The sequence below is a fragment of the Streptomyces sp. NPDC058812 genome (assembly GCF_042744565.1).
GTDB classification, from domain to species: Bacteria; Actinomycetota; Actinomycetes; order Streptomycetales; family Streptomycetaceae; genus Streptomyces; species Streptomyces thinghirensis.
Genome location: NZ_JBHYOB010000001.1, coordinates 649,795 through 671,524, shown reverse-complemented (window position 1 = coordinate 671,524; position 21,730 = coordinate 649,795). Strand labels below are relative to the sequence as shown.

Sequence of the window (21,730 nt, the reverse complement as noted above, 5' to 3'; positions counted from 1 at the left end):
TGCCGGTACAACCCTGGACCGGTCACGTTGGTCTTGATCTTGTCGACCCCGCGCTGTACCTGGGCGCGGGGCGCTTGAGTACAGGGAGAGCACCATGCGCACCACCGTCCGCCGCACCGTCCTGACCGCTTCCGCGGTCACCCTCGCCCTGGCGGTCACCGCCTGCGGCGGCGGTGACCAGGATGGTGGAGACGGCGGGGACACCGAGGCGAAGGGCGGCGGCGGGTCCGACAAGCCGGCGGCGAAGGCACTGACCGCCGGTGAACTGGAGAAGCTGGTCATAGCCACGGGCGACCTCAAGGACCACAAGGTCCAGAAGCCGGGGAAGGACGACGTCTTCGAGGCCGAGGCCCTCTCCGTCGAGAAGGCCGAGTGCGAGCCCGTCGCCCGGGTGCTGTCGGCCCTGCCCGCGGGCGACCCGGCGGCGAGCGCCCAGCGGCTCGTCGTCCAGGAGTCCGCGGCGGCCAAGAAGGGCATGCCCTCGATGGAGGAGCTAGCGGAGATGACGGAGGAGGAGGCCAAGGAGGCGACCATCGACTCCCTCGACATCACCAAGACGATGACCTCCCTCTGGTCCTACGACGCCGACGGCGCGGAGCGGACCCTCGGCACGCTGCGGGCGGCCGGCGAGAAGTGCGCCGGGGGCTTCGCCATGACGATCGACGGGGAGAAGCAGCAGGTCACCAAGATCGGTGAGGAGAAGCTCGCCGTCGGCGACGGCGCCGTGGCCTGGACGGTGGGGACGAAGACGGACGGCGAAGCCGTCGAGACGAAGGTCGTCGTCTTCCGGCAGGGCACCACGCTCGCCGGGTTCTCGTCCTTCAACATCGCGGCGATCAGCCGGGGCGAGGCGTTCGAGCAGCCGACCGCCGTGATCGACGCGCAGGCGGCCAAACTGGGCTGACTCTGACTCGGCCGACACACGGAAGAACCCCGGTCCCGCTGGAGCGGGGCCGGGGTTCTCGTCGAGCGCTGGGCAGGCCTTGCACCTGCATTTCCCCGCAGGAAGCGGGGCGTCTTTCCTTGGACCACCAACGCACTGCCGACCGTTGGGGGTTGAGCCCCGCGAGCTGGCAGGATGATCGTACCGCAGCTCTGCCCGGGGTGCACATCGGCTCCGTGGCGCAGGGCGGGCGCGGTTCATTCATCTGGATGATGGTCTGTGTTCTGAACGTGTGCAATCTCTTGTCAGCCCCCGAGGGCCCCCCTATTCTCACGCCGAGAAAGCGCTTTCCCGTCCGTCGTGTTGACATGATCACGACAGGGTGTCCGTTCCGGCATGTGAAGGCGAATGGGGAGATCGAGGATGAGACGACCAGTCACGTTGCGACTGAACGCGGCGCTGGCCACATTGGCTGTCGCCGCCGCGACCGGTGTGGTGCTGTCGATGCCCGAGGCGGCGGCAGCGGCCAGTGGCGCCACCGGCTACGCGACCCAGAACGGCGGCACGACCGGCGGTGCGGGCGGACAGACGGTCCGGGCCACCACCGGAACCGCGATCCACCAGGCCCTGTGCGGCCGGGCCGACAGCAGTACCCCGATCACCATCGAGGTCGAGGGCACGATCAACCACGGCAACACCAGCAAGGTGTCGGGCGACAGCTGCAGCACCGCCGACGACAAGATCGAGCTGAAGCAGATCAGCAACGTCACGATCGTCGGGGTCGGCGGCGGTGCCGTCTTCGACCAACTGGGCATCCACATCCGGGAGTCCAGCAACATCATCATCCAGAACGTGACGGTCCGGAACGTCAAGAAGTCGGGCTCGCCCACGTCCAACGGCGGCGACGCCATCGGGATGGAGAGCGACGTCCGCAACGTCTGGGTCGACCACACCACCCTGGAGGCGTCGGGCGGGGAGTCGGAGGGCTACGACGGTCTCTTCGACATGAAGGACAACACCCGGTACGTGACCCTGTCCTACAGCGTCCTGCGCAACTCCGGCCGCGGTGGGCTGATCGGCTCCAGCGAGAGCGACGTGTCCAACGGCTACGTCACCTTCCACCACAACAAGTACGAGAACATCGACTCCCGCACGCCCCTGCTGCGCGGCGGCACGGCCCACATCTACAACAACCACTACGTGGGCCTCAACGAGTCGGGCATCAACTCCCGGGCCGGCGCCAAGGCCAAGGTCGACAACAACTACTTCGAGGACTCCAAGGACGTCCTCGGCACCTTCTACACCGACGCGGCCGGCTACTGGCAGGTCAGCGGCAACATCTTCGACAACGTGACCTGGTCGGAGCGCGAGGGCGACAACAACCCGGCCGGGCCCGACCCCCGGTCCAACACCACGGTCTCCATCCCGTACTCCTACAGCCTCGACGCGGCCGACTGCGTGCCGGGCGTCGTGAGCCAGACGGCGGGCGCCGGCAAGGGGCTGAAGGTCTCGGACGGCAGCTGTACGCCGCAGAACCCGGACCCGACCGACCCGGGTCCGACCGACCCCGACCCCACCGACCCGGACCCGGACCCGACCGACCCCGACCCCACTGACCCGCCCACCGGAACCAACCTCAGCATCGGGGCGGGCTCCGACGGCTCCTCCAAGGCCGACGGAACGAGCTACGGCAACGTCCGTGACGGCGACATGGGCACCTACTGGTCCCCGTCCGGATCGACCGGATCCATCTCGGTCAAGTGGGGTTCCGCCACCACCGTCTCCAAGATCAACATTCGGGAGACGTCCGACTCGGCGGGCCGCATCGGGTCCTACCGGGTCGTCGACGCCGACACCGGCGCCGTCCTGACCTCCGGCACCGGCGCGGGCGTGATCACCTTCCCGCCGGTCTCGCTGCGCAAGATCACCTTCGTGATCACCGGCTCGACCGGCACACCGAAGGTCGCCGAGTACGAGACCTACGCCGGTTGACGAGCGGCGTGGCCCGTCCCGCGTCCGGCCCGGCGTTTCTGCGGGCCGGACGCCCACTTGCGTGGGCGCGGGACAATGGACGGTGGCCCACTCCACCGGGAGTGCCCCCCGCCCGCGGGGGAGGGCCGTCGTGACGTACGAGGAGGAGAAGACATGGCGGAGCCCACGCCGCGTCGGAACGAACCGCGGCTACGCCCCGCGCCCCTGCTCTTCGAGCCGGCGGAGGCGTCCGCCGACCCCGAGCACTTCTTCGACCTCGAGTCGATCGACGACCCCCGGGCGCTGCTGGACCGGGCGACCGAGCTGACACAGGCCTTCCGCGCGGCGGCGGACCGCGCGATGGAGTTCCAGGCGATGGCGGCGGCGCAGCTTGCCGATCCGCGGCGCTTCGACCGGCTGACGCCCGCGGACATCGCCGAGCGGGCCGAGTGGACCGAGGACTACGCCAAGAAGATGGTGGAGTTCGGGCGCGACCTGATGCGCGGCGGCGAGGGCGGCGTGCACGCCGACTAGTCCGACGCGTCCGACTGGCCGACGCGTCCGACTGGCCGAAGCGTCCGACTGGCCGACCAGTCCGACTAGCCCGTCCGCATATGCCAGGCGAGTGGGCAAGATACTCCCTTCCCCTCCCTCCTGTCCCGGTTTCCCGCAACCCAGCGGAGTGATCCCCTCACGCCCGGTAGATGTATGCGTCATGAGCAGCACACGCGATGTCATCCTCGACGCCACGCCCCACGTCTCGGACGTCACCTCCGACGGCGCCGCCTGGCTGGCCTCGGCGGGCCCGTACCCGCGCAGCACCCTCGCCTTCTGGGAGGAGCGGCCCCAGGCCCCGGTCGTCCTGCCCTGCGGTTCCGCCTTCGACGTGGTGAGCGCCCCCGCGATCTTCGGGCGCCGGATGCTGGACCGGATGTGGGACGACGGGCCGGGGTCCGGCCCGGTGGCCGAGTTCCGGGGCCGGATGCTGCTGTTCGCCGCGCCGGGCACGGCCCAGCGGCTGCCGTCGCTGCTGGAGTGGGAGGAGTGGGGCGCGCGTGGCCGGGCGGGCGGCCGTACGGGCGAGGTGCCCCCGCTGCTGTGCCACGGTGCCGGGGACGCGGTGACGGTGCCGGCGCCCGCGGGCGCGCCCGCGCGTTCCGGTTCCCGCTGGCTGGTGGCGCCGGACACCCGCCTGCCGTGGCTGCCGGGCCCCGAGATCCTGCTCTGGGCGGCCGTACGGGCGGCCCGCGCGGCGGTGCGGATTTCGATTTTTCCTCCCGCCGACCAGGATGCTAAGGTCTACGACGTCAGCAAGCGCCGCTAGCTCAGTTGGTTAGAGCAGCTGACTCTTAATCAGCGGGTCCGGGGTTCGAGTCCCTGGCGGCGCACAGACAACGAAAAGGCCCCTCGCTCAGGCGAGGGGCCTTTCGCGTGCCCGGGAGCGCTCCGAAGGCGTCGGTCTCACCCCGGCGTGACCTGTACCGTCCACGCCCCCGACACCGTCCGCCCCTCCACCTCCACCCGTACGCCCTCCTCCGGCACCGTGAAACTCTCGCCGAGGCTCACCGGGGCGTCGGCGAGCGGGGGGTAGACCGAGTCCTCCCAGCAGGCCTCGGTGTCCGGATGGGCGTCGATCACCTCGATCGGCCCGCCCCCGGACTCCGCGCCGCTCCGCACCCGGTACACCAGCACCCCTGCCCGGCAGGCGGCGACGTCGTTGCCGACCGGCCCCCGCGCCTCGAAGGCGAGCACGCTGTCCGTGCCCGTGCGCACCACGGCCAGCTTCGTACCGCGCCCGAGGCCGAAGGCCGGCGCCCCGGCGGTGCCGGCCACTACCACTCCCGGGCCCGCCCCCAGCGGCTCCAGCGTCAGCCGTGCGGGCCCGCTGCCCCGTACGCACGCCACCTGCCGGGGCTCCAGCCAGCCCAGCTTCCACTTGTGCCAGCCGAAGAGATCCGGAGCCAGCCCGAACTGGCTGCCCATCAGGTCCCAGTCGCCGACGTGGGTGTCCCAGTCGCCCTTGCCGTCGACGGGCCGGTGGTACAGGTCGGGCAGGTCGAAGACGTGCCCGGTCTCGTGGGCCAGGACCAGCCGGTCCGGCGGATGGTTCTCGAAGACCGTGACGACCCGCCGGATGTCGGTGCCGTCGGCCCGCATCGGGGTCTCCAGGTTGACGACCTTCGTCGCGTCGGAGTCCACGCCGGGCGCGTCCGGGTCCGCGACGAAGTAGACGATGTCGTAGCGCGAGAAGTCGACGTGCCGGTCGGCGGCGTCCAGCGCGTCGCGCAGGTAGGCGGCCCGGTGCTCGGGGTGCCAGTCACGCTGTATGTCGTACGCCGTCGACGGCCGTGGCATGGGGATCCAGCTCGGCAGCGGGTGCGGGCGGAGCGTGAACGTGCCGTAGGAGGCGCGCTGGAAGAAGCGGGTGGTGGCCGGGAAGTGGTCGGCGGCGAGTTCGGCGGGCGCGGTCAGCGGCTGGGAGTCGGGGAAGGACAGGAACACCATCACCGCGTCCAGGGCGCGGGCGGGCCGCGGGTAGGCCGCGTTCCAGGTGTCCAGGCCCTCGGAGTGGTGCACGTCGGTGCGCTGGAGCGCACAGGGCTCCGGGGAGAAGGGCTCGGCGACCGAGGGGGCGGTGATCAGCGAGGTCGCGGCGAGTGCCGACATCGTGGTGCACACCGCCGCCGTACTGCGCAGTCTGGACCGGGGCGCCCCCGCCGCCCGGCGGCCCGCGCCGAGCCCCTTGAGGGTCTCCCGGGGAAGTCGCCTCAGAGGGAGCTGGCGCGGCACATGGACCTCCGGGTGCGGTTGACGGGACACCGCACCCAGCTTGTGCATGATTGTCGTACTACGCCCTGTTTGCCTGCACCGGATGGGTGAGCCGCCGGGAATTTCACGGGAGGCGCCCTGGTCGACACCCCGAGGACACTCACGGAACGTCACAACTGGTCGGGGGCATGTAGAACCCGTCCAGGTGTGGGCAGAAACGATCTGTCAGGGAGATCACTCGGTCCCGGACGCGGAACGGCGGCTGGAAGGGCTCGGTGGCAGCCTCTATGATCGGCACACTTTCCTGCACGAACAGAGCACGAACAGAGATCGAGGCACTGCGGGAGCGAGCGGTGAACGGAACCTCCGAAGGGCCGGCGCCCGCGGCAGACCTCGATCGGTCGGCCGTCACAGAGAGTGACAAATACCTGGCTCCTCGTACGCCGTGTACGGGGCCTCCGACCTACCACTCGGCGTTCGCGGCCGCCCCCCTCGCCATGGCCGTCGTCGACGCCGAGGGCCTGGTCGTCAGCGCCAACGACACGCTGGGCACCCTGCTCGGCACCGACCCGGCCGCGCTGGCCGGCTGCGCGGCCGCCGATCTGGTCGACCTCGTCTCGGACGCCGGAACCTGGCACGCGTACCGCGAGGTGCTGCGGGGCCGGCAGCCCCGGCTGCGCTGCACCCGGCGGCTGAAGGGAGCCGACGGGCACTCCCTGTGGGTGCAGGTGACGGTCGCGCCCCTGGCCGAGCCGGGGGAGGTGCCGGGCGGCCTGCTGCTGTCGGTCGCCGACATCAGCGCCCGGCGCGAACTCCAGGCCCGGCTGCGCCACCTCCAGATGCACGACCCGGTGACCCGGCTGCCCAACCGCGCGCTGTTCTTCGAGCGTCTGACGGCCGCGCTGGAGGCGGAGTCGTACGAGCACGGCGGCACCGGCCGGATCGGCGTGTGCTACCTGGACCTGGACGGCTTCAAGGCCGTCAACGACACCCTCGGCCACCGCGTCGGCGACCGGCTGCTGGCCGCCGTCGCCGAACGCCTCACGCGCTGCGCGGAGGACGCCGCTCACACCCGGTCCGGCGCCCCGCTGGTGGCCCGGCTCGGCGGCGACGAGTTCGCCCTGCTCGTGGAGGACTCCACGGGCACCGACCAGCTCGCCGACCTGGCCGAATCGGTCCTTGCAGCGCTCCAGGCGCCTTTCGAGCTGTGCGACCGCCGCCTCTCGGTCACCGCGTCGGTCGGCGTCGTCGAACGCCACACCGCCGGCACCACCCCCACCGCCCTGATGCAGGCGGCCGACACCACCCTCTACTGGGCCAAGGCCGACGGCCGGGCCCGCTGGACGCTCTTCGACCCCGAGCGCAACGCGAACCGCATGACCCGCCAGGCCCTGGCCGCCACGCTCCGCCCCGCCATCGAGCGCGGTGAGTTCGCCCTGGAGTACCAGCCGCTGGTCGGCATGGAGGACGGCCGGGTGCGGGGCGTCGAGGCGCTCATCCGCTGGAATCATCCTCAGTTCGGCGTACTGGCGCCGAATCGGTTCATCGCACTGGCGGAGGAGGACGGTTCGATCGTTCCCCTCGGCCGCTGGATCCTGCGCACGGCCTGCCACCAGGCCCGCCGCTGGCAGCTGGCCCACCCGGACGACCCGCCGATCTTCGTCAGCGTGAACGTGGCGGTCCGCCAGGTCTGGGACTCCGACCTGGTGGCGGACGTCGCGGCCACCCTGGAGGAGACCGGCCTGGCTCCGCACCTGCTCCAGCTGGAGCTGACGGAGTCGGCGGTGATGGGCTCCGCGGGCCGCCCGCTCCAGGCCCTCAAGGCGCTCAGCGACATGGGCGTCCACATCGCCATCGACGACTTCGGCACCGGCTACTCGAACCTGGCCTACCTCAGCCGGCTGCCGGTCTCGGTCCTGAAGCTGGACGGCGCCTTCGTACGGGGCTTCCAGTACGACAAGGTCGACACGGGGGCCGGGGCGGACGCCTCCGGGGCGAACCCGGCCGACGAGGTCATCGTCGAGGCGATGGTCCAGCTCGCCCACCGGCTCGGCCTGACCGTCACCGCCGAGTGCGTGGAAACGTCCGACCAGGCGACCCGCCTGCGCCGCATCGGCTGCGACACCGGTCAGGGCTGGCTGTACTCCCGACCGGTGGCGCCGGATCGCATCTCCGCGCTGCTGGGCCCCGCCGGGCCCGGAGCGGCCGGGGTTCAGGCAGGCGTCGGCAGCCCGTAGGCGTCCGCGATCAGCTCGTAGGAGCGCAGTCGTACGTCGCCGCCGTGGGCGTTGGCGGTGAGCATCAGCTCGTCGGCGCCGGTGCGCTTCTGGAGATCGTCGAGGCCGGACCGGACCTCGTCGGCGGTGCCGTGGATCACGTTGGAGTTCCAGGACGCCACGAACTCCTCCTCCATCGGGCTGAAGTCGTACGCCTCGGCCTCTTCCGGCGTCGGCACGAGCCCGGGGCGCCCGGTGCGCAGCCGGACCATGTTCAGCGCGGCGGCCAGCACCTGCCGGCGGGCCTCCTTCTCGTCGTCGGTCGCGAGCGCGGAGACGCCGATGAGGGCGTACGGGGCGTCGAGGACGGCGGACGGCCGGAAGGACTCCCGGTACAGGTCCAGCGCCGGGACGGTGTTCTGCGCCGAGAAGTGGTGCGCGAAGGCGAACGGCAGCCCCAGGGTGCCGGCCAGCCGGGCGCTGAAACCGGAGGAGCCGAGCAGCCAGACCGGCGGCCGGTGCGGGGACTGGACGCCACCCGGGGAGGTCGCCTGCACCGGGCCGGGCACGGCGTGGATACGGCGGTACGGGTGCCCGTCGGGGAAGTCGTCGTCCAGGAACCGGATCAGCTCGGCGAGCTGCTGCGGGAAGTCGTCGGCGCCCTCGTTCAGCCGGTCGGTGCGGCGCAGGGCGGCGGCCGTGGCCCCGTCGGTGCCGGGGGCGCGGCCGAGGCCGAGGTCGACGCGGCCGGGGGCCATGGCTTCCAGCGTCCCGAACTGCTCGGCGATCACCAGCGGGGCGTGGTTCGGGAGCATGACGCCGCCCGAGCCGAGCCGGACGCGGTCGGTGTGGGCGGCCAGGTGGGCGAGGATCACCGCGGGGGAGGAGGAGGCCACGCCGGGCATCGAGTGGTGCTCGGCGACCCAGTACCGGTGGAAGCCGCGATTCTCCGCGAGGCGTGCGATGTCCACGCTGGTCCGCAGGGCGTCGGTGGCCGTCCGGCCGGCGCCGACGGTCACCAGGTCCAGAACGGAGAGGGGGACGGGTGCGGTGCCGTGGGCCGTGCCCCGGATCTCCTCTGCGGCGTCTGCGGCCATGGTGGGGTGCCTCCTGTGTCGTGACAATCGCGCGGGTCGCTGCGCGGCGTAACAGGAGGGGGTCTCCGGTTATTCCCCGGTGGTGGTTCTGAGGGTGCTGAGGAAGGCGGTGAAGGCGGGGGTGGTGAAGGCGAGCGCGGCCCGCGCCGGATCCTTGGAGTCGCGGACGGCTGTGCGGGGGTGGAGGTGGGCGACCTCTACGCAGGCGTTGCCGTCGCCGCTGCCGGAGCAGGAGGACCTGTGCCAGTCAGCGGGCACCGTCATCGCTTGGCCTTGAGGGTGTCGAGGAAGGCGGTGAAGGCGGTGGTGGGGAAGGTGAGGGCGCCGTAGGTGCGGTCCTTGGAGTCGCGTATCGCCACCCGGTCTGGCTCGCTCGCGATTTCCACGCAGGAGTCACCGTCACCGGGGCCCGAGTAGCTGGACTTCCGCCATTTGCCGAGGGTGCTCTCCACGGGGTGCCTCACAGCCCTTTCGCCAGCTTGTGAACGAAGTCGCGCGAATGTTCGGGGTCGATCGATGCGGCCTCCACTTGTACAGCCTGAGTCAGGGACGCCACGCCACCCGGTGCTCCGCCAGGTGTGCCAGTACCGTGTGGTTCGCCTCCCAGCCGTCCGGGCTGTATCCATCGGCCGCCTCCGGCGGCGTGCCGGACTCCGTCCGGCAGGTTCGGGGGCCGGGCTGTTCGTCCGTCCGATGGCGCCGGGAGGGGAACGGTCAGGGGCGCCACGCCATCCGGTGCTCCGCCAGGTGTGCCAGTACCGTGTGGTTCGCCTCCCAGCCGTCCGGGAACTTCACCAGCGTTCCCAGCTGGACCGGCTCCGTGGACGGATAGTCGTCCAGCAACTCGCTCACCCCCTCCCGGCAGACCACGATGCACGCGTGCCGGTGCCGGGAGGCCAGGACGCACAGGCGGCCCGTCTCCAGGTGGAAGGCGGTGGCATCGGGGCGGCCGGAGAGCGGGTGGAGGACGACGGTGACGTCGTACTCGCGGCCCTGGAGCCGGTTCGCCGTGTCCACCGTCACCTCGGTCACCCCGAGGTCGGCCAGCGCGCCCCGAACCGCCGCCGCCTGGTCCCGGTGCGCCGTGCCGACGGCGATACGGCCGGCGGTCAGGGGGACGGGGTCGGGTGACCGTTCGGACGTTGCCCTGCCCTCCCGGTCCAGGAGCCGCCGGACCACCGCCGCCACCGCCCGTACGGCCTCCGGATCGGTGCGTGGCGTGTGACCGGCGGGCAGCTCCAGCAGACCCCAGCCCGAGCGGGCGGCCTCGTCGATCACCTGGTCGGGGCCCGAACCGTCCGACGCCACCGTGAAGGACAGATGCCGGTCGCCGTGGTCCGTGCCGCTGCGGAACGGCGTGTACGGGTAGAACGCGCCGGAGACCAGCCGTGCCGCCGACGCCGGGAGCCGCCACGACACCGGCAGCCGGTGCTGCGGCAGGCCCGGGTTGTGGGCGAGGAGTGTCGTCACCGCGGAGGCCGACGGGTCGTACGACAGGCCGGCCCACTGCTCGCTGCCCACCGTCGCGAACGGGTCCAGCTGACCCGGGTCGCCCACGAACAGCGCCCGCTCGAACAGCCCGGCGACCGCCAGCAGCGAATCCGAGCGCATCTGGTACGCCTCGTCGACGATCGCGTGCCGCCACGGCTCGTCCACCGTGACGTGCGCCCACTTCGCGGCAGTCGACAGGACGACGGCCTGCCCGGCGAGATCGGCGGCCTTCGCCGACTTGCGTACGTTCGCCAGGTCGTCGAGCGCCTTGTCGTACGGGTCGGCGTCACTGCTGTGCAGGCGGCCCACCGGCAGGTCGGGGTTCTTCTCGGCGAGGCGCAGGACCAGGTCGTCGACCTGGGCGTTGGTCTGCGCCACGACCATCAGGGTCCGGCCGGCCTCGGCCAGCTCCAGCGCCGCCCGGACGACCAGCGTGGACTTGCCGGCGCCGGGCGGGGAGTCGACGACGACACCGCGCTCGGTGCCGTGCAGGGTGTCGTGGAGGATCGCGGCGGTGGCGCGGGCGGCTTCGGCGCCCGGGTCGAAGCCGGCCTCGACGGGGGCGTCGAATCCGGCCTCGGCGGCGGCGGTGGCCTCGGCGGTCACAGGATGTCCTCCTCCGTCCGGGCGTCGGCGGGCTCCGGTACGGCGGCCGTCTCGCCGGGCGGCCCGCCGTGCGTCCACGGGGTCTGGTCCGGGTCGGGCAACTTCGCCCCGCCCCGCTGCTCGTGCTCGAAGAGGGTGAAGCAGACCAGGTCGCCCTTCTCGGGCACCGACCCGGCCTCGGGCTCCTTGCCGCGGCCCATCTTGTCGACGATCCGCAGGACCAGTCCGCCCTCGTCCCCGTCCGCACCGGCCGGTCCGACGTACTCCGCCGCCTGCGGCTTGCCGCCCAGCGACCGGTAGACCTTCACGCGCTCGCCCAGGTGCGGGCGGTCGTCCGTGCGGACCGTGACCAGCGGGCGCGGACTGGGCCGCTTGCTCTCGCTGTACGCCATGACCACGTCGGTGACCTCCCCGGCGAACGCCTCGCCGGACAGCCGCCGCCCGGCCATCACCAGCGGATCGTCCAGCGCCTCCTGGGCCTCCAGCCGGGCCTGTTCACGCTCGCGCGTGGCGAGCTTGTTCGCCGCGGTCACCGCGTCGTCCCGGCGCGGCTGCGGGGGCTCGCCGGACAGGACGCGGTCGCGGTGCGACGTGAACGACCAGCGGTCGCGGGTCCAGCGGTCTTCGACATGCGGTCCGGCGGGCAGCTCCCGCAGCAGGTCCAGGCCCCGCCACACCGTGTCCCAGGTGGGCCGCGTACGGCTCTCGACCAGGGTGCGGATCTCCCGCTCGGCGGCGGTGAGCGCGCCGAGCCGTTCGTCGGCCTCCAGGCCGTCCTCGGCGGCGGCGAGCGCGGTGCGGGCACGGTCGTAGCGTTCGATGGCGGGGGCGAGCAACTTGTTGTCGAAGGCCGGGTCGGTGGCCGGGCCCGCGGGCGGGCACAGCAACTGGCCGTCGGCGTCGCGTGCGAGTTCGGCCCGCCGTGCGGCCTGCGCGCCGGTCAGCCCCTCGCCGTCGGCCTCCGGGGCGATCCAGGCCAGCAGCGCCCCCAGGTGCTGGTCCTCCAGCGTGGACTGCCCCGTCGCCCAGTGCCGGCCCAGCAGGTCGGTCATGGCCAGGAGGAGCGAGGAGCCGGGGACCCGGGCCCGCTCGCCGTAGTGGGTCAACCACCGGCCGAGCAGCGGCACCCTCGGCGGCGCGGGGTGCGGCGTCTCCGGGTCCTGCTCCGCCGTACGCCGGAAACGCATCGACCGGCCGAGCAGCCGTACGAAGTCGACGCCGGCACGGCTCGGCACGATCAGCTGCGCCGCGTCCGCGCACAGGTCGACCTCGACCTTGACCCGCTTGCCCGTCTCCGGGTCGGTCTCGGTGCGCTCGGCGGCCTCGACGCTGTCGGCGTACGCCTCGACGTGCGGCAGCACGATGCCGGCCAGCTCGGCCAGGAACGCGAAGCGCAGGTCGCGGTCGCGGGGCTGCGGCACGACCAGCAGGTGCGGCGCGTCCCGGTCGGTGCCGACCAGGGCGCCGAGCGGGGCACCGGCCTCACCCGCGGTGATCAGCGGCACGAAGACCAGCGGACGGTCGGACAGGTGCCGGTGCCGGACGGTGGCCGCGGGCTGGGCGTGTCCGGTGCGCACGGCCTCCAGGCGGGCGAGCGTCGTGATCAGTGACACCCGGCCACCCCGCTCCCGCCGACCCCACCGAGCCCGCTCCCGCCGGCCGCGGTGCCGGACGCCGCGAGTGCCTCCGCACGCAGCCGAGCCGCCCTGCGCAGGGCGGCCACCACCGGGTCGTCCGGGTCGCCGGCCTCCCCGCGGGCCGCCGCCAGCACGTCCTCCACCGTCGACAGACCGCCGAGCTCCGCCCGGACCGGGCGGCCCAGCGAGGTCACCGCGCCGGCCTCACGGGACCGGGCGCGGCAGTGGAAGGCCAGCTCGCAGGCGGACAGGCACTCGGGCGCGTACGTCGCCGGGACCGCCTCGACCGCGGCCGTCAGCTCCTCGGCCGGCAGCTCGGGCGAGAAGCAGACGCCCTCGGGGAGCGCGTCGGCGATGGTCTCGATGCGGGTCAGGCGGGCCAGCTGGCGGTCGGTGACCGCGCGCTGCTTGCGCACGTCGACGGCGGAGGCGGTGGGCAGGTTGGAGAAGTCCTTGGGACAGACCAGGAGCACACGGTGGCGCACGCGCGGGGCGGGGTCCAGGCGGGCGGCGACCCGCTCCAGGGCAAGCACGTACACCGCGGCCTGCCGCGCGGCGGCGCCGACCTTCGCCGGGTCGGCGGAGCCGTCCAGCATGGGGAAGGACTTGATCTCGACGACCGTCCAGCTGCCGTCCGGGTGCACCACCACGGCGTCCGGCTCCAGGAAGGCGGGGGAACCGGCGACGTCGAGGGCGAGCATCGGGTGGTCGAGGAGCGTCCAGGTCCCGGGCGTGCCGGCGGCCTCCCGCAGGGCCAGCGACGTCCGGGCCGCGCGGCCCTCGGGGCCGGTCGCGGACAGGTCGGGCGCATGCGCGCCGGCGGGCGGTTCGGCGCCCCGGTCCAGCTTCTCGTGCACGAGCCGCAGCAGCTCGGCGCCACCGTCCGCCTTGACCCGCGCCTCGAAGGCGTTGCCCCGCATGAACGCGAACTGCGACTGTCCGAAGACCGACGGCGAGCCCAGCGCGCTCGCGAGCGAGGCCTTGTCCACTCCGGCACCGTCGAGGATCGCGCGCCGGCGGCACCCGGGGTTGGCGGCGAGGGCGGCCAGGGCCCGCGCGTCCAGCGCCTTGGCCGGTACGTCGGGACCGCGCAGCTCAGCGAGCCGGTGCCGGAGTCTCGTCCCCCGCGTCCGCGGGGGAGGGGTCCGGCTCGGCTCCTGGTCCGAACCGCTGCTCGCGCTGCCGTGGGAATCGCTCACCCGCGGAAGTCTGGCATCCACCACTGACAATCGTGGAACTCGCGTCGGCCGGGGCCTGTGCGGCCGGTGTGAAACGGGCCGCGATCCGGGTCCGCACCCGGTCCGCCGTCCGCAGCACGTACGGCGTCAGCAGCAGTCCCGCGCCCATCACGGCCGCGCCCGCGACCGCGTCGAGGAAGTAGTGGTTGGCGGTGCCCATCACCACGATCGTGGTCACCAGCGGGTAGACGACGCCGGCCACCTTCGTCGTGCGCGTGCCGCCGTAGCGCCACAGCATCACCCCGCACCACAGCGCCCAGCCCACGTGCAGGCTCGGCATGGCCGCGTACTGGTTGGTCATCCCGCCCAGGCCGCGCGGCGCGCTCGCCTCGCCGCCCCACCAGCCGTACGAGCTGTACTGGGCCATCGTGTCGACGAAGCCGTGGCTCGCGTCCAGCAGCCGGGGCGGGCAGGTCGGCAGCAGGGTGAAGCCGATGAGGCCGATGAACGTGGACGTCATCAGCCAGGTACGGGCTGCCCGGTACCGCACGGCGCGCGAGCGGAAGATCCAGATCAGGAGCGCGGGGGTGACCAGGTAGTGCAGCGACGCGTACCAGAAGTCGGCCGGTATGCCGATCCACGGCTCGCGGGTGAAGAGGCGGTTGAGCGGGTGCTCCGCGTTGAGCAGCAGCACCTTCTCTATGCGCAGGATGGCCAGGCCGTGGTCGACCGCGTCGGTGACGTCACCCCGGACCATGAGCCGGCCCGCGGAGTAGAAGGCGTAGACGAGGAGGATGAGCGGCAGTTCGGTCCACCAGCGCAGTCGAGTTTTCGGGGCCGCCTCGGTGCCCGGTGTCTCGGTGTGCGGCAATCCGATCGCCCTCCCCCTTCGTTCTCGCGCGCGCCTGGTCCGACACGGACGTGACACTCTACGGCCTTGGTGCACCCCGCTTCACTGGGCGCCCTCGGCCCTGATAGACGCCGGGATCGCCCGCCGGGTTGCCCGCGCGCGGCGTGCGCGATGATGGGGTGAACCCCTCAGACATTTCTCCCGGAAAGGCCCCTCCATGGCACCGCGCATCCTGCTGGCCCGGCACGGACAGACGGAGTGGTCGCTGTCCGGCAGACACACCGGCAGGACCGACGTGCCGCTCCTGGAGGAGGGCAGGCGCGGCGCCAAGCTGCTCGGCGAGCGGCTGCACCGGGCGCCGCTGGACGGGCTGCCCGGCGTCGAGGTGCGCACCAGCCCGCTGTCCCGCGCGCGTGAGACCTGCGAGCTCGCCGGATTCGGTGAGCGGGCCCGGGCCTGGGACACGCTGATGGAGTGGGACTACGGGGCGTACGAGGGCATGACGCCGGACGAGATCCACGCCGTCCGGCCCGGCTGGCTGATCTGGCGGGACGGGGTGCCCGAGGGGGAGAGCCTGGCGGACGTCACCGCGCGCGCGGACGAGGTCGTCGCGTGGGCGCGTGAGGCGGACCGCGACGTGCTCGTCTTCGCCCACGGGCACATTCTCCGGTCGATCGGGGCGCGGTGGCTGGGGCTGCCGCTGGACTTCGCGGCACGGATACGGCTGAATCCGACGTCGCTGTCGGTGCTGGGGTGGGCGTACGGGGAGCCGGCGCTGGAGAGCTGGAACGACCTGGGGCACCTGGCGGGCTGACGCGTGGGTGCCGGCGCCGGCGCGGTGGGTGCGCTGCCCGGCGGTGCGGGGTGCCTCCCCCACTCCCGGCTTCGCTCGAGCGGAGGGACCCCCACCGCCCACCCGTGCCGCCCCTGGGGGTACCTCCCAGGCCGTTCAGGCACTGGGGGAGGCACGACTGCCCGCGGCTGGGGGAGTGGTGACCGGGTCACGCCGTTCGTGGCAGGGCCGCGTGACGGTCCAGGAAGGCCGAGACCTCCGAGGCCCGCCGGTGCGGGAGGAGCACCCGTGCCGTCGCGGACAGCATCGTGTGGACGCGTGACGACTGGACCTCGCCCAGCAGGTCCAGAACCCGCATGCCCGCCCCCGCCGCCTCGTCGGGCCGGCCGCCGCGCGCCAGGTCGTCCGCCAGTTCCGCCGAGTACAGCGCGAGGTTCCGGGTGAAGTGCGGGTCCTGCAGCTCGGCCGCCCGGCGCGCGTGCCGGGCCGCCCGGGGCCAGTCGCCCAGCGTGGACCAGCACTGGGCCTCCAGTCCTTCCAGCTCGGCCGCGCCGTAGAAGCTCATCCACTCGGGGTCGGCGTCCGAGGGGCCCCGCCCGAAGAAGGCCTGCGCGCGGGCCAGCGCCTGCTCGCAGCCGACGCGGTCGGCCAGCCCCGCCCACCCGCCCGCCTCGCGCAGCGCCAGCAGGGACATCAGCCGGGCCGAGCCCAGCGGGCGGGCGGCACGCTGCGCGGCCTGGGCCGCCCGTACCGCCTCACGCGGACGCCCGGCGTCGCGGGCCAGGAACGCCATGTTGCAGAAGGCGTGCGCCTCCAGCCCCGCGTCGCCGGTCATCCGGGACGTGGCGAGTGCCTCGGCGTAGTGGGAGCGCGCGTCGTCGAAGCGCCCGGAGTCGTGCGCCAGCCAGCCCACGGAGATCGCCAGTTCACCGGCGCCCGAGTAGAGCCGGTCCGCCGTCGCCTGCCGGGTCGCGCCGGCGTCCAGCAGCGCGTACGCGGTACGCAGCGGGGCCGCCGCGCGCCGGTAGAGACCGTCGGCGCCGTGCCGGTCGTCGAGCAGCCGGATCCGGCGGACGGCTTCTTCGAGGGCGCTCGCGTCGCCCGCCCCTGCCCGGCGCACGGGGCGTTGAGCCGCCGCGGCGTCGAGAGCGGGCCCCAGGGGGCCCAGCGAGGCGGCGGCCACCGTGGCACCGCTCGTCATGAATGCGCGACGCAGCACGTCGCTCTCCTCGTTGTTGTCGTGCGTGTCGTACGGGTACTGCGTGTTGTGCGGGTCGTGCGTGTCCTGCGTCTCATACGGCTCGCCCGCGCCCCGCTTCTCACTTGTGGCGCGCGGAGACCCTTCGGTGTACGCCGGGGGCGCGTCCTGCGCGGTGTGCGCCCGGCGCCCGCGTACCGACGAGCGGGGCGCGAACCCCAGGTCGGTGAGCGTGCGACCGGGGAACATGTGCAGGAACACCCGCTCGTACGCGTAGTTGGGGCAGCGGATCTCGCCCGCCTCGACCCGGCCGATGTAGCGCGCGTCACAGCTGACCCGCTCGCCGATCTCGCGCGCGGCCCGGCGCACCGCCGCCGCGAACTCGGCCGGCGAGCGCCTGCCGCGCAACCGCCGGAAGGCGAGGTTCGGCCGCGCTGGCCGATCGGGCTGGGCGGAGGTCACCGTTGACGACGCCATGGCCGGGTCCTCTCGTGCGAACCGTCGAACCATGCCGGGACAGGAGCGAGTTATAGGGGTTTCTCCGTTTGTCGGCCCTGTTTCCGGCGAGCAAGAACGTACCTGCTGTGACGGAGTGACCACGCGGTGTTTGGCTACAAACCGGATATCTCATCCACGATCTGCCATGAAGTGCCATCCTTTGCGGCTGACTTGTGCCGTAGCCGTTGACGGTCCGACGCGTTGAACCCTGTGGACCGGGAGGCCCCCGACTCTCGACCCGCTCGTCCAAGGAGGAGTTCCGTGGTGGAGGCCGGGATGGATACCAGACGGATCAGCGATCCCCCCTGCGAAGCCTGCGACGTCGTCACCGTGCCGACCCGGCAGGGTCTGGAGGCGGTCGACATCCTCAGAAGGGGCGCCGGTGAGGGAGTGGGCCCCGTGATCCACGACGACGGCTGCGACACCCTGGGGTTCCTGGTGCCCCCGGGCACGGCCGCCGCCTGGGACGTGCCCGGAAGCACCTGCACGGAGACGGACGGCCGCGGACTGAGCCTCGACCTGGCCCCCGAGCCGCCCGTGGAGGGCTCTGACTGGCTGCTGCCGCCCGGCGAGGCGGACCTGGCGACCGACCCCGCGGTACTGCGGGCCGCGCTGGGCGAGGCGGCCCGGCTGATCGAGGCCGCGGACAGCTGCAGCTAGGTGTGCTGTCCGGCGGAGCAGGTCGCAGGAGAGCGACGGCGCCCCGATCCAGCCGTACGGCGTTGTCCCGGTGCGCCGATAATGGGCCGATGGGAAAGTCCAGGAACGCCCGCCGCGGGCGCGCTGCCGCCGAAGCCGTCGCCGAGAACGTCGACGGCGGGCTCGCCGAGCTGATCCCGGACCGGGAGCGGAGCCGGGCCTGGACGCTGCTGATCGACGGTGCCCCGCAGTCGCACGTCGACCTCGACGACCCGGCGTACCTGTCCTTCGAGTACCAGCGCCGCCTCGGGCACGTCATCGACCTGGCCGTCCCGCCGGGCAAGCCCGTGCAGGCCGTGCACCTCGGCGGCGGCGCCTTCACCCTCGCCCGCTACGTCGCCGCCACCCGCCCCCGCTCCACCCAGCAGGTCGTCGAGAAGGACGCCGGCCTCGTCCAGCTGGTCCGCCGGGATCTTCCCCTGGACCCCGGCGCGCGGATCCGGGTGCGCTCCGCCGACGCCCGCGCCGGGCTGGCCAAGGTGCCCGACGGCTGGGCACAGCTGGTCGTCGCGGACGTCTTCAGCGGGGCCCGCACCCCGGCCCATCTGACGTCCACCGAGTTCCTCGACGAGGTCCGGCGCGCGCTCGCGCCCGGCGGGGTCTTCGCCGCCAACCTCGCCGACGGTCCGCCGCTCGCCCATCTGCGCGGCCAGATCGCCACCGCCGCCGACCGCTTCCCGGAACTCGCCCTCGTCGCCGACCCGGCCGTGCTGCGCGGCAAACGCTTCGGCAACGCGGTCCTCGTCGCCTCCGACCACCCGCTGCCGGTCGCCGAACTCACCCGCCGCGCCGCCTCCGACCCGCACCCCGCGCGCGTGGAACACGGCCGCGCGCTGACCGACTTCACCGGCGGCGCGGTACCCGTGACGGACGCGGCGGCGGTGGCCTCCCCGGCGCCGCCCCCGTCCGTCTTCCAGTGACTCAGTAGCTGCCGATCTCCACCCGCGGCGGCCCGTCGTGCCAGGTGCAGAACACCGACACCCGGTCCGCGCCCGAGGTGAACTCCACCCGGATCCACGACTCCGTCTTCCACACCTGCATCGACCAGCCCGCACCCGGCGTCGCCGACACCAGGGACGCGGACGACGTACCGAGGTCGAAGACCGCACGGCCGCCGGCGGTGTCGTAACTCCTGACCCGGCCGGACGTGGTGGGCGAGGGACTCGCCGGAGCCTCGGCGGAGGCGGACGGCGCGGTCCGCGACGGGGTGGGGGACGGCTCGTCGGGGGTCCCGCTCGGCTCCGGCGAGGGACTGCCCGACGGCGACGGCCGCCTGGTGGACGAGGCCGACGACCCCGAACCTCCGGCGTCCTCCGACTCCCGAGCCTCCCGCACGGACGCGTCGGCCGCCGTGATGGGCAGGGCGCGGGGGCGGTCGTAGGCCGTGCCCGCCATCACCGTGTGGACGCCCCACCAGGACAGCGTGACCGCCGCGCCGGTGGCGAGCAGCCAGGCGAGTACGTGTACGAGTCCTCTGCGCATCGCGGCCATACTGCCTCACGGGTCCCACGCGTGTCGCCCGAACCGGGGCGGCACGGGGGCGGACCGGAGTTGTCCACAGGCTCGCACCGGGCTCACTCGCATGGCGTACGGTGCCGCCCATGGCAAGTGTGCTCGTGGTCGAGGACGACCAGTTCGTACGCTCGGCGCTCATCCGGCATCTGACCGACGCCTCGCACACCGTGCGCAGCGTCGGCACGGCACTGGAGGCGCTGCGCGAGGTCGCCCATTTCCGTTTCGACGTGGTGATCCTCGACCTCGGACTGCCCGACCTGGACGGCTCCGAGGCGCTGAAGATGCTGCGCGGCATCACCGACGTACCGGTGATCGTCGCCACCGCCCGGGACGACGAGGCGGAGGTCGTACGGCTGTTGAACGCGGGCGCGGACGACTACCTCACCAAGCCGTTCTCCGTCGAGCACCTGTCGGCCCGGATGGCGGCCGTACTGCGCCGTGCCCGGACCGGCCCCGCCGAGGCGGCCCCGTCGACCGTCATCCAAGTCGGCGGCCTCACCGTCGACCCGCTGCGCCGCCAGGCCGAACTGGACGGCGCCCGGCTCGACCTGACCCGCCGCGAGTTCGACCTGCTCGCCTTCCTGGCCGGCCGGCCGGGAGTCGTCGTCCCCCGCAAGGAACTGCTCGCCGAGGTCTGGCAGCAGTCCTACGGCGACGACCAGACCATCGACGTCCATCTGTCCTGGCTGCGGCGCAAGCTCGGCGAGACCGCGGCCCGGCCGCGCTACCTGCACACCCTGCGCGGCGTCGGCGTGAAGCTGGAGCCGCCCACGGGGCTTCCCGGAACGGAGCCGCCGCGATGAGATGGGCCCTGGTCAAGGTGTCGCTGGCGGTCACCGCGATGGTGGTGGTCGCCTTCGCGGTCCCGCTCGGACTGGTCATCCGGGAGATGGCCCGGGACCGCGCCTTCTCCAACGCGGAGCGGGAGGCGGCCGCCGTCGCCCCCGCACTGTCCATCACCACCGACCGCGAGCAGTTGGAGCGCGTCGTCGCCTCCGCGGGCTCGGACGCCGGGATGGCCGTGCACATACCGGCCTCCGGTGCCGAAACCGGGGGCGGCACCGACATCGGCCGGCAACGCGCCACCGACGAGGACATCGCCGCCGTACGCGAGATGGGCCGCGCCTCCACCACGGAGGTGGCCGGCGGCTCCACGCTGCTCCAGCCGGTCGCGCTCAGCTCCGGCGAGATCGCCGTCGTCGAGGTCTACGTCCCCGAGTCCGAGGTCACCAACGGCGTCGGCACGGCCTGGGCGGTGCTCGCCGCGGTCGGTGCCGCCCTGATCGTCGGCTCGGTCGCGGTCGCCGACCGGCTGGGCGTACGGATGGTGCGGCCCGCGCAACGCCTGGTCGAGGGCGCGCACGAGCTGGGGGAGGGCAAACTGGGCGCGCGGGTGCCGGAGGAGGGACCGAACGAACTGCGCCTCGCGGCGGTCGCGTTCAACTCCATGGCGGACCAGGTCGTCCAGCTGCTGGCCAACGAACGGGAGCTGGCCGCCGACCTGTCCCACCGTCTGCGTACCCCGCTGACCGTGCTGCGGCTCAACGCGGCCTCGCTCGGCGACGGGCCGGCCGCCGACCAGACCCGGGCCGCCGTCGAGCAGTTGGAGCGCGAGGTCGACACGATCATCCGCACCGCCCGGGACGCCAAACCGCAGACGGCCGCGGCCGGCCCCGGCGCCGGGTGCGACGCGGCCGAGGTGGTGCGTGAGCGGATGGGGTTCTGGTCCGCGCTCGCCGAGGACGAGGGCCGCAAGTGGCGGGTGGCCGGCGCCGACCGGCCGGTGCGCGTACCCGTGGCACGCGCGGATCTGGCCGCCTCCCTCGACGCCCTGCTCGGCAACGTCTTCCGGCACACCGCCGAGGGCACGGCCTTCGCCGTCGACCTGCACAACGGCGAGGACGCGGTGATCGTCCTGGTCTCGGACGCGGGTCCCGGCATACCCGACCCCGCCGCGGCGATGGCCCGGGGCCGGGGCTCGGGCAATGACGGGTCGACCGGGCTCGGCCTGGACATCGTGCGCCGGCTGGCGGAGTCGACGGGCGGGGACGTACGGATCGGCTCCTCCGTGCTCGGCGGCACCGAGGTGCGGATCTGGATCCAGTTGGACGGGCGGGCGGCGCCGGCACGTCAGCGCGGGCACCGGGGGTCGGTGCGCCGCCGCAGGCAGTCCCGGCCGGCCGCGACCATTGACCGGTCCCGATCCCTTCCTTGAGCCCACCCTCCTTCGCCGCCTACAACTGCCCCCCCGCGCACCCCACAGGCCGGGGCGCGGAACCCCCCGTGGAATGCCGCGCCCCGCCCCTCCACCGCCCCAGCCCACGGGGGC

Annotated in this window: 20 protein-coding genes and 1 tRNA gene; 11 read left to right on the top strand and 10 right to left on the bottom strand. The window is 73.2% G+C overall.

Annotated features, from left to right (window positions below):
- Positions 1–94 precede the first annotated feature (94 nt).
- From ACFW48_RS03075 to ACFW48_RS03055, 5 genes are all read left to right on the top strand, one after another.
- Positions 95–904, top strand: a complete 810-nt coding sequence (locus tag ACFW48_RS03075) for a hypothetical protein (RefSeq protein WP_386309892.1) — start codon at positions 95–97, stop codon at positions 902–904.
- A gap of 402 nt (positions 905–1,306) precedes the next feature.
- On the top strand, positions 1,307–2,875 hold the full coding sequence (locus ACFW48_RS03070; RefSeq protein ID WP_386309891.1) for a pectate lyase: 1,569 nt from the start codon (positions 1,307–1,309) through the stop codon (positions 2,873–2,875).
- 153 nt (positions 2,876–3,028) lie between these two features.
- A complete protein-coding gene (locus tag ACFW48_RS03065) occupies positions 3,029–3,388 on the top strand; it encodes a hypothetical protein (RefSeq protein ID WP_386309889.1) in 360 nt (119 codons plus the stop codon).
- Positions 3,389–3,569: 181 nt separating this feature from the next.
- Positions 3,570–4,178, top strand: coding sequence for a bifunctional DNA primase/polymerase (locus ACFW48_RS03060; protein ID WP_386309886.1), 609 nt, complete (start codon positions 3,570–3,572; stop codon positions 4,176–4,178).
- Positions 4,169–4,242 (top strand) — tRNA-Lys (locus tag ACFW48_RS03055). Before ACFW48_RS03060 ends, ACFW48_RS03055 begins: the two co-directional genes overlap by 10 nt.
- Before the next feature lie 73 nt (positions 4,243–4,315).
- Here the strand turns inward: ACFW48_RS03055 and ACFW48_RS03050 are convergent.
- A complete protein-coding gene (locus ACFW48_RS03050) occupies positions 4,316–5,692 on the bottom strand; it encodes a M6 family metalloprotease domain-containing protein (RefSeq protein WP_386309884.1) in 1,377 nt (458 codons plus the stop codon).
- 284 nt (positions 5,693–5,976) lie between these two features.
- Between ACFW48_RS03050 and ACFW48_RS03045 the strand changes: the two genes are divergently transcribed.
- A complete protein-coding gene (locus ACFW48_RS03045; RefSeq protein ID WP_386309882.1) occupies positions 5,977–7,860 on the top strand; it encodes a putative bifunctional diguanylate cyclase/phosphodiesterase in 1,884 nt (627 codons plus the stop codon).
- On the opposite strand, the gene ACFW48_RS03040 is transcribed toward ACFW48_RS03045, so the two are convergent.
- The 7 genes from ACFW48_RS03040 to ACFW48_RS03010 all read right to left on the bottom strand — a co-directional run bounded on the left by ACFW48_RS03040 (position 7,836) and on the right by ACFW48_RS03010 (position 14,719).
- On the bottom strand, positions 7,836–8,936 hold the full coding sequence (locus ACFW48_RS03040; RefSeq protein ID WP_310873218.1) for an LLM class flavin-dependent oxidoreductase: 1,101 nt from the start codon (positions 8,934–8,936) through the stop codon (positions 7,836–7,838). The two genes, ACFW48_RS03045 and ACFW48_RS03040, sit on opposite strands and share 25 nt — an antisense overlap.
- Positions 8,937–9,005: 69 nt before the next feature.
- Positions 9,006–9,200 (bottom strand): DUF397 domain-containing protein, encoded by a 195-nt coding sequence (locus ACFW48_RS03035; RefSeq protein WP_386309879.1) that lies wholly within the window; start codon positions 9,198–9,200, stop codon positions 9,006–9,008.
- A complete protein-coding gene (locus tag ACFW48_RS03030) occupies positions 9,197–9,388 on the bottom strand; it encodes a DUF397 domain-containing protein (RefSeq protein WP_386309877.1) in 192 nt (63 codons plus the stop codon). Before ACFW48_RS03030 ends, ACFW48_RS03035 begins: the two co-directional genes overlap by 4 nt.
- Before the next feature lie 262 nt (positions 9,389–9,650).
- Positions 9,651–11,033 carry an AAA domain-containing protein gene (locus ACFW48_RS03025; protein WP_386309875.1) on the bottom strand — a complete coding sequence of 461 codons (1,383 nt, stop codon included), beginning with the start codon at positions 11,031–11,033 and terminating at the stop codon, positions 9,651–9,653.
- Positions 11,030–12,646, bottom strand: a complete 1,617-nt coding sequence (locus tag ACFW48_RS03020; protein ID WP_386309872.1) for a hypothetical protein — start codon at positions 12,644–12,646, stop codon at positions 11,030–11,032. Before ACFW48_RS03020 ends, ACFW48_RS03025 begins: the two co-directional genes overlap by 4 nt.
- On the bottom strand, positions 12,637–13,869 hold the full coding sequence (locus tag ACFW48_RS03015) for a hypothetical protein (protein ID WP_386309870.1): 1,233 nt from the start codon (positions 13,867–13,869) through the stop codon (positions 12,637–12,639). Before ACFW48_RS03015 ends, ACFW48_RS03020 begins: the two co-directional genes overlap by 10 nt.
- On the bottom strand, positions 13,766–14,719 hold the full coding sequence (locus ACFW48_RS03010; protein ID WP_386309869.1) for a phosphatase PAP2 family protein: 954 nt from the start codon (positions 14,717–14,719) through the stop codon (positions 13,766–13,768). The genes ACFW48_RS03015 and ACFW48_RS03010 overlap by 104 nt, the downstream gene beginning before the upstream one ends.
- A 196-nt stretch (positions 14,720–14,915) precedes the next feature.
- Here ACFW48_RS03010 and ACFW48_RS03005 point away from each other — a divergent pair, with 196 nt between their 5' ends.
- The gene (locus ACFW48_RS03005) at positions 14,916–15,512 is read left to right on the top strand and encodes a histidine phosphatase family protein (protein ID WP_386309867.1); all 597 of its coding nucleotides are present in this window, start codon (positions 14,916–14,918) and stop codon (positions 15,510–15,512) included.
- 187 nt (positions 15,513–15,699) lie between these two features.
- Here ACFW48_RS03005 and ACFW48_RS03000 read toward each other — a convergent pair whose 3' ends face one another.
- Positions 15,700–17,166, bottom strand: a complete 1,467-nt coding sequence (locus tag ACFW48_RS03000; RefSeq protein WP_386309866.1) for a hypothetical protein — start codon at positions 17,164–17,166, stop codon at positions 15,700–15,702.
- Positions 17,167–17,463: 297 nt separating this feature from the next.
- On the opposite strand from ACFW48_RS03000, the gene ACFW48_RS02995 reads away from it, so the two are divergent.
- On the top strand, positions 17,464–17,847 hold the full coding sequence (locus ACFW48_RS02995) for a hypothetical protein (RefSeq protein ID WP_386309864.1): 384 nt from the start codon (positions 17,464–17,466) through the stop codon (positions 17,845–17,847).
- An 89-nt stretch (positions 17,848–17,936) separates the two neighbouring features.
- Positions 17,937–18,806: a spermidine synthase gene (locus ACFW48_RS02990; RefSeq protein ID WP_386309862.1), complete on the top strand. Its 870-nt coding sequence runs from the start codon at positions 17,937–17,939 to the stop codon at positions 18,804–18,806.
- A 1-nt stretch (position 18,807) separates the two neighbouring features.
- On the opposite strand, the gene ACFW48_RS02985 is transcribed toward ACFW48_RS02990, so the two are convergent.
- Positions 18,808–19,368: a hypothetical protein gene (locus ACFW48_RS02985; protein ID WP_386309860.1), complete on the bottom strand. Its 561-nt coding sequence runs from the start codon at positions 19,366–19,368 to the stop codon at positions 18,808–18,810.
- 119 nt (positions 19,369–19,487) lie between these two features.
- On the opposite strand from ACFW48_RS02985, the gene ACFW48_RS02980 reads away from it, so the two are divergent.
- Both ACFW48_RS02980 and ACFW48_RS02975 read left to right on the top strand, forming a co-directional pair.
- Entirely contained in the window at positions 19,488–20,204 is a 717-nt protein-coding gene (locus ACFW48_RS02980) for a response regulator transcription factor (protein WP_386309858.1), read from the top strand.
- Positions 20,201–21,616 carry a sensor histidine kinase gene (locus tag ACFW48_RS02975; protein ID WP_386309856.1) on the top strand — a complete coding sequence of 472 codons (1,416 nt, stop codon included), beginning with the start codon at positions 20,201–20,203 and terminating at the stop codon, positions 21,614–21,616. Before ACFW48_RS02980 ends, ACFW48_RS02975 begins: the two co-directional genes overlap by 4 nt.
- Positions 21,617–21,730: the final 114 nt, after the last annotated feature.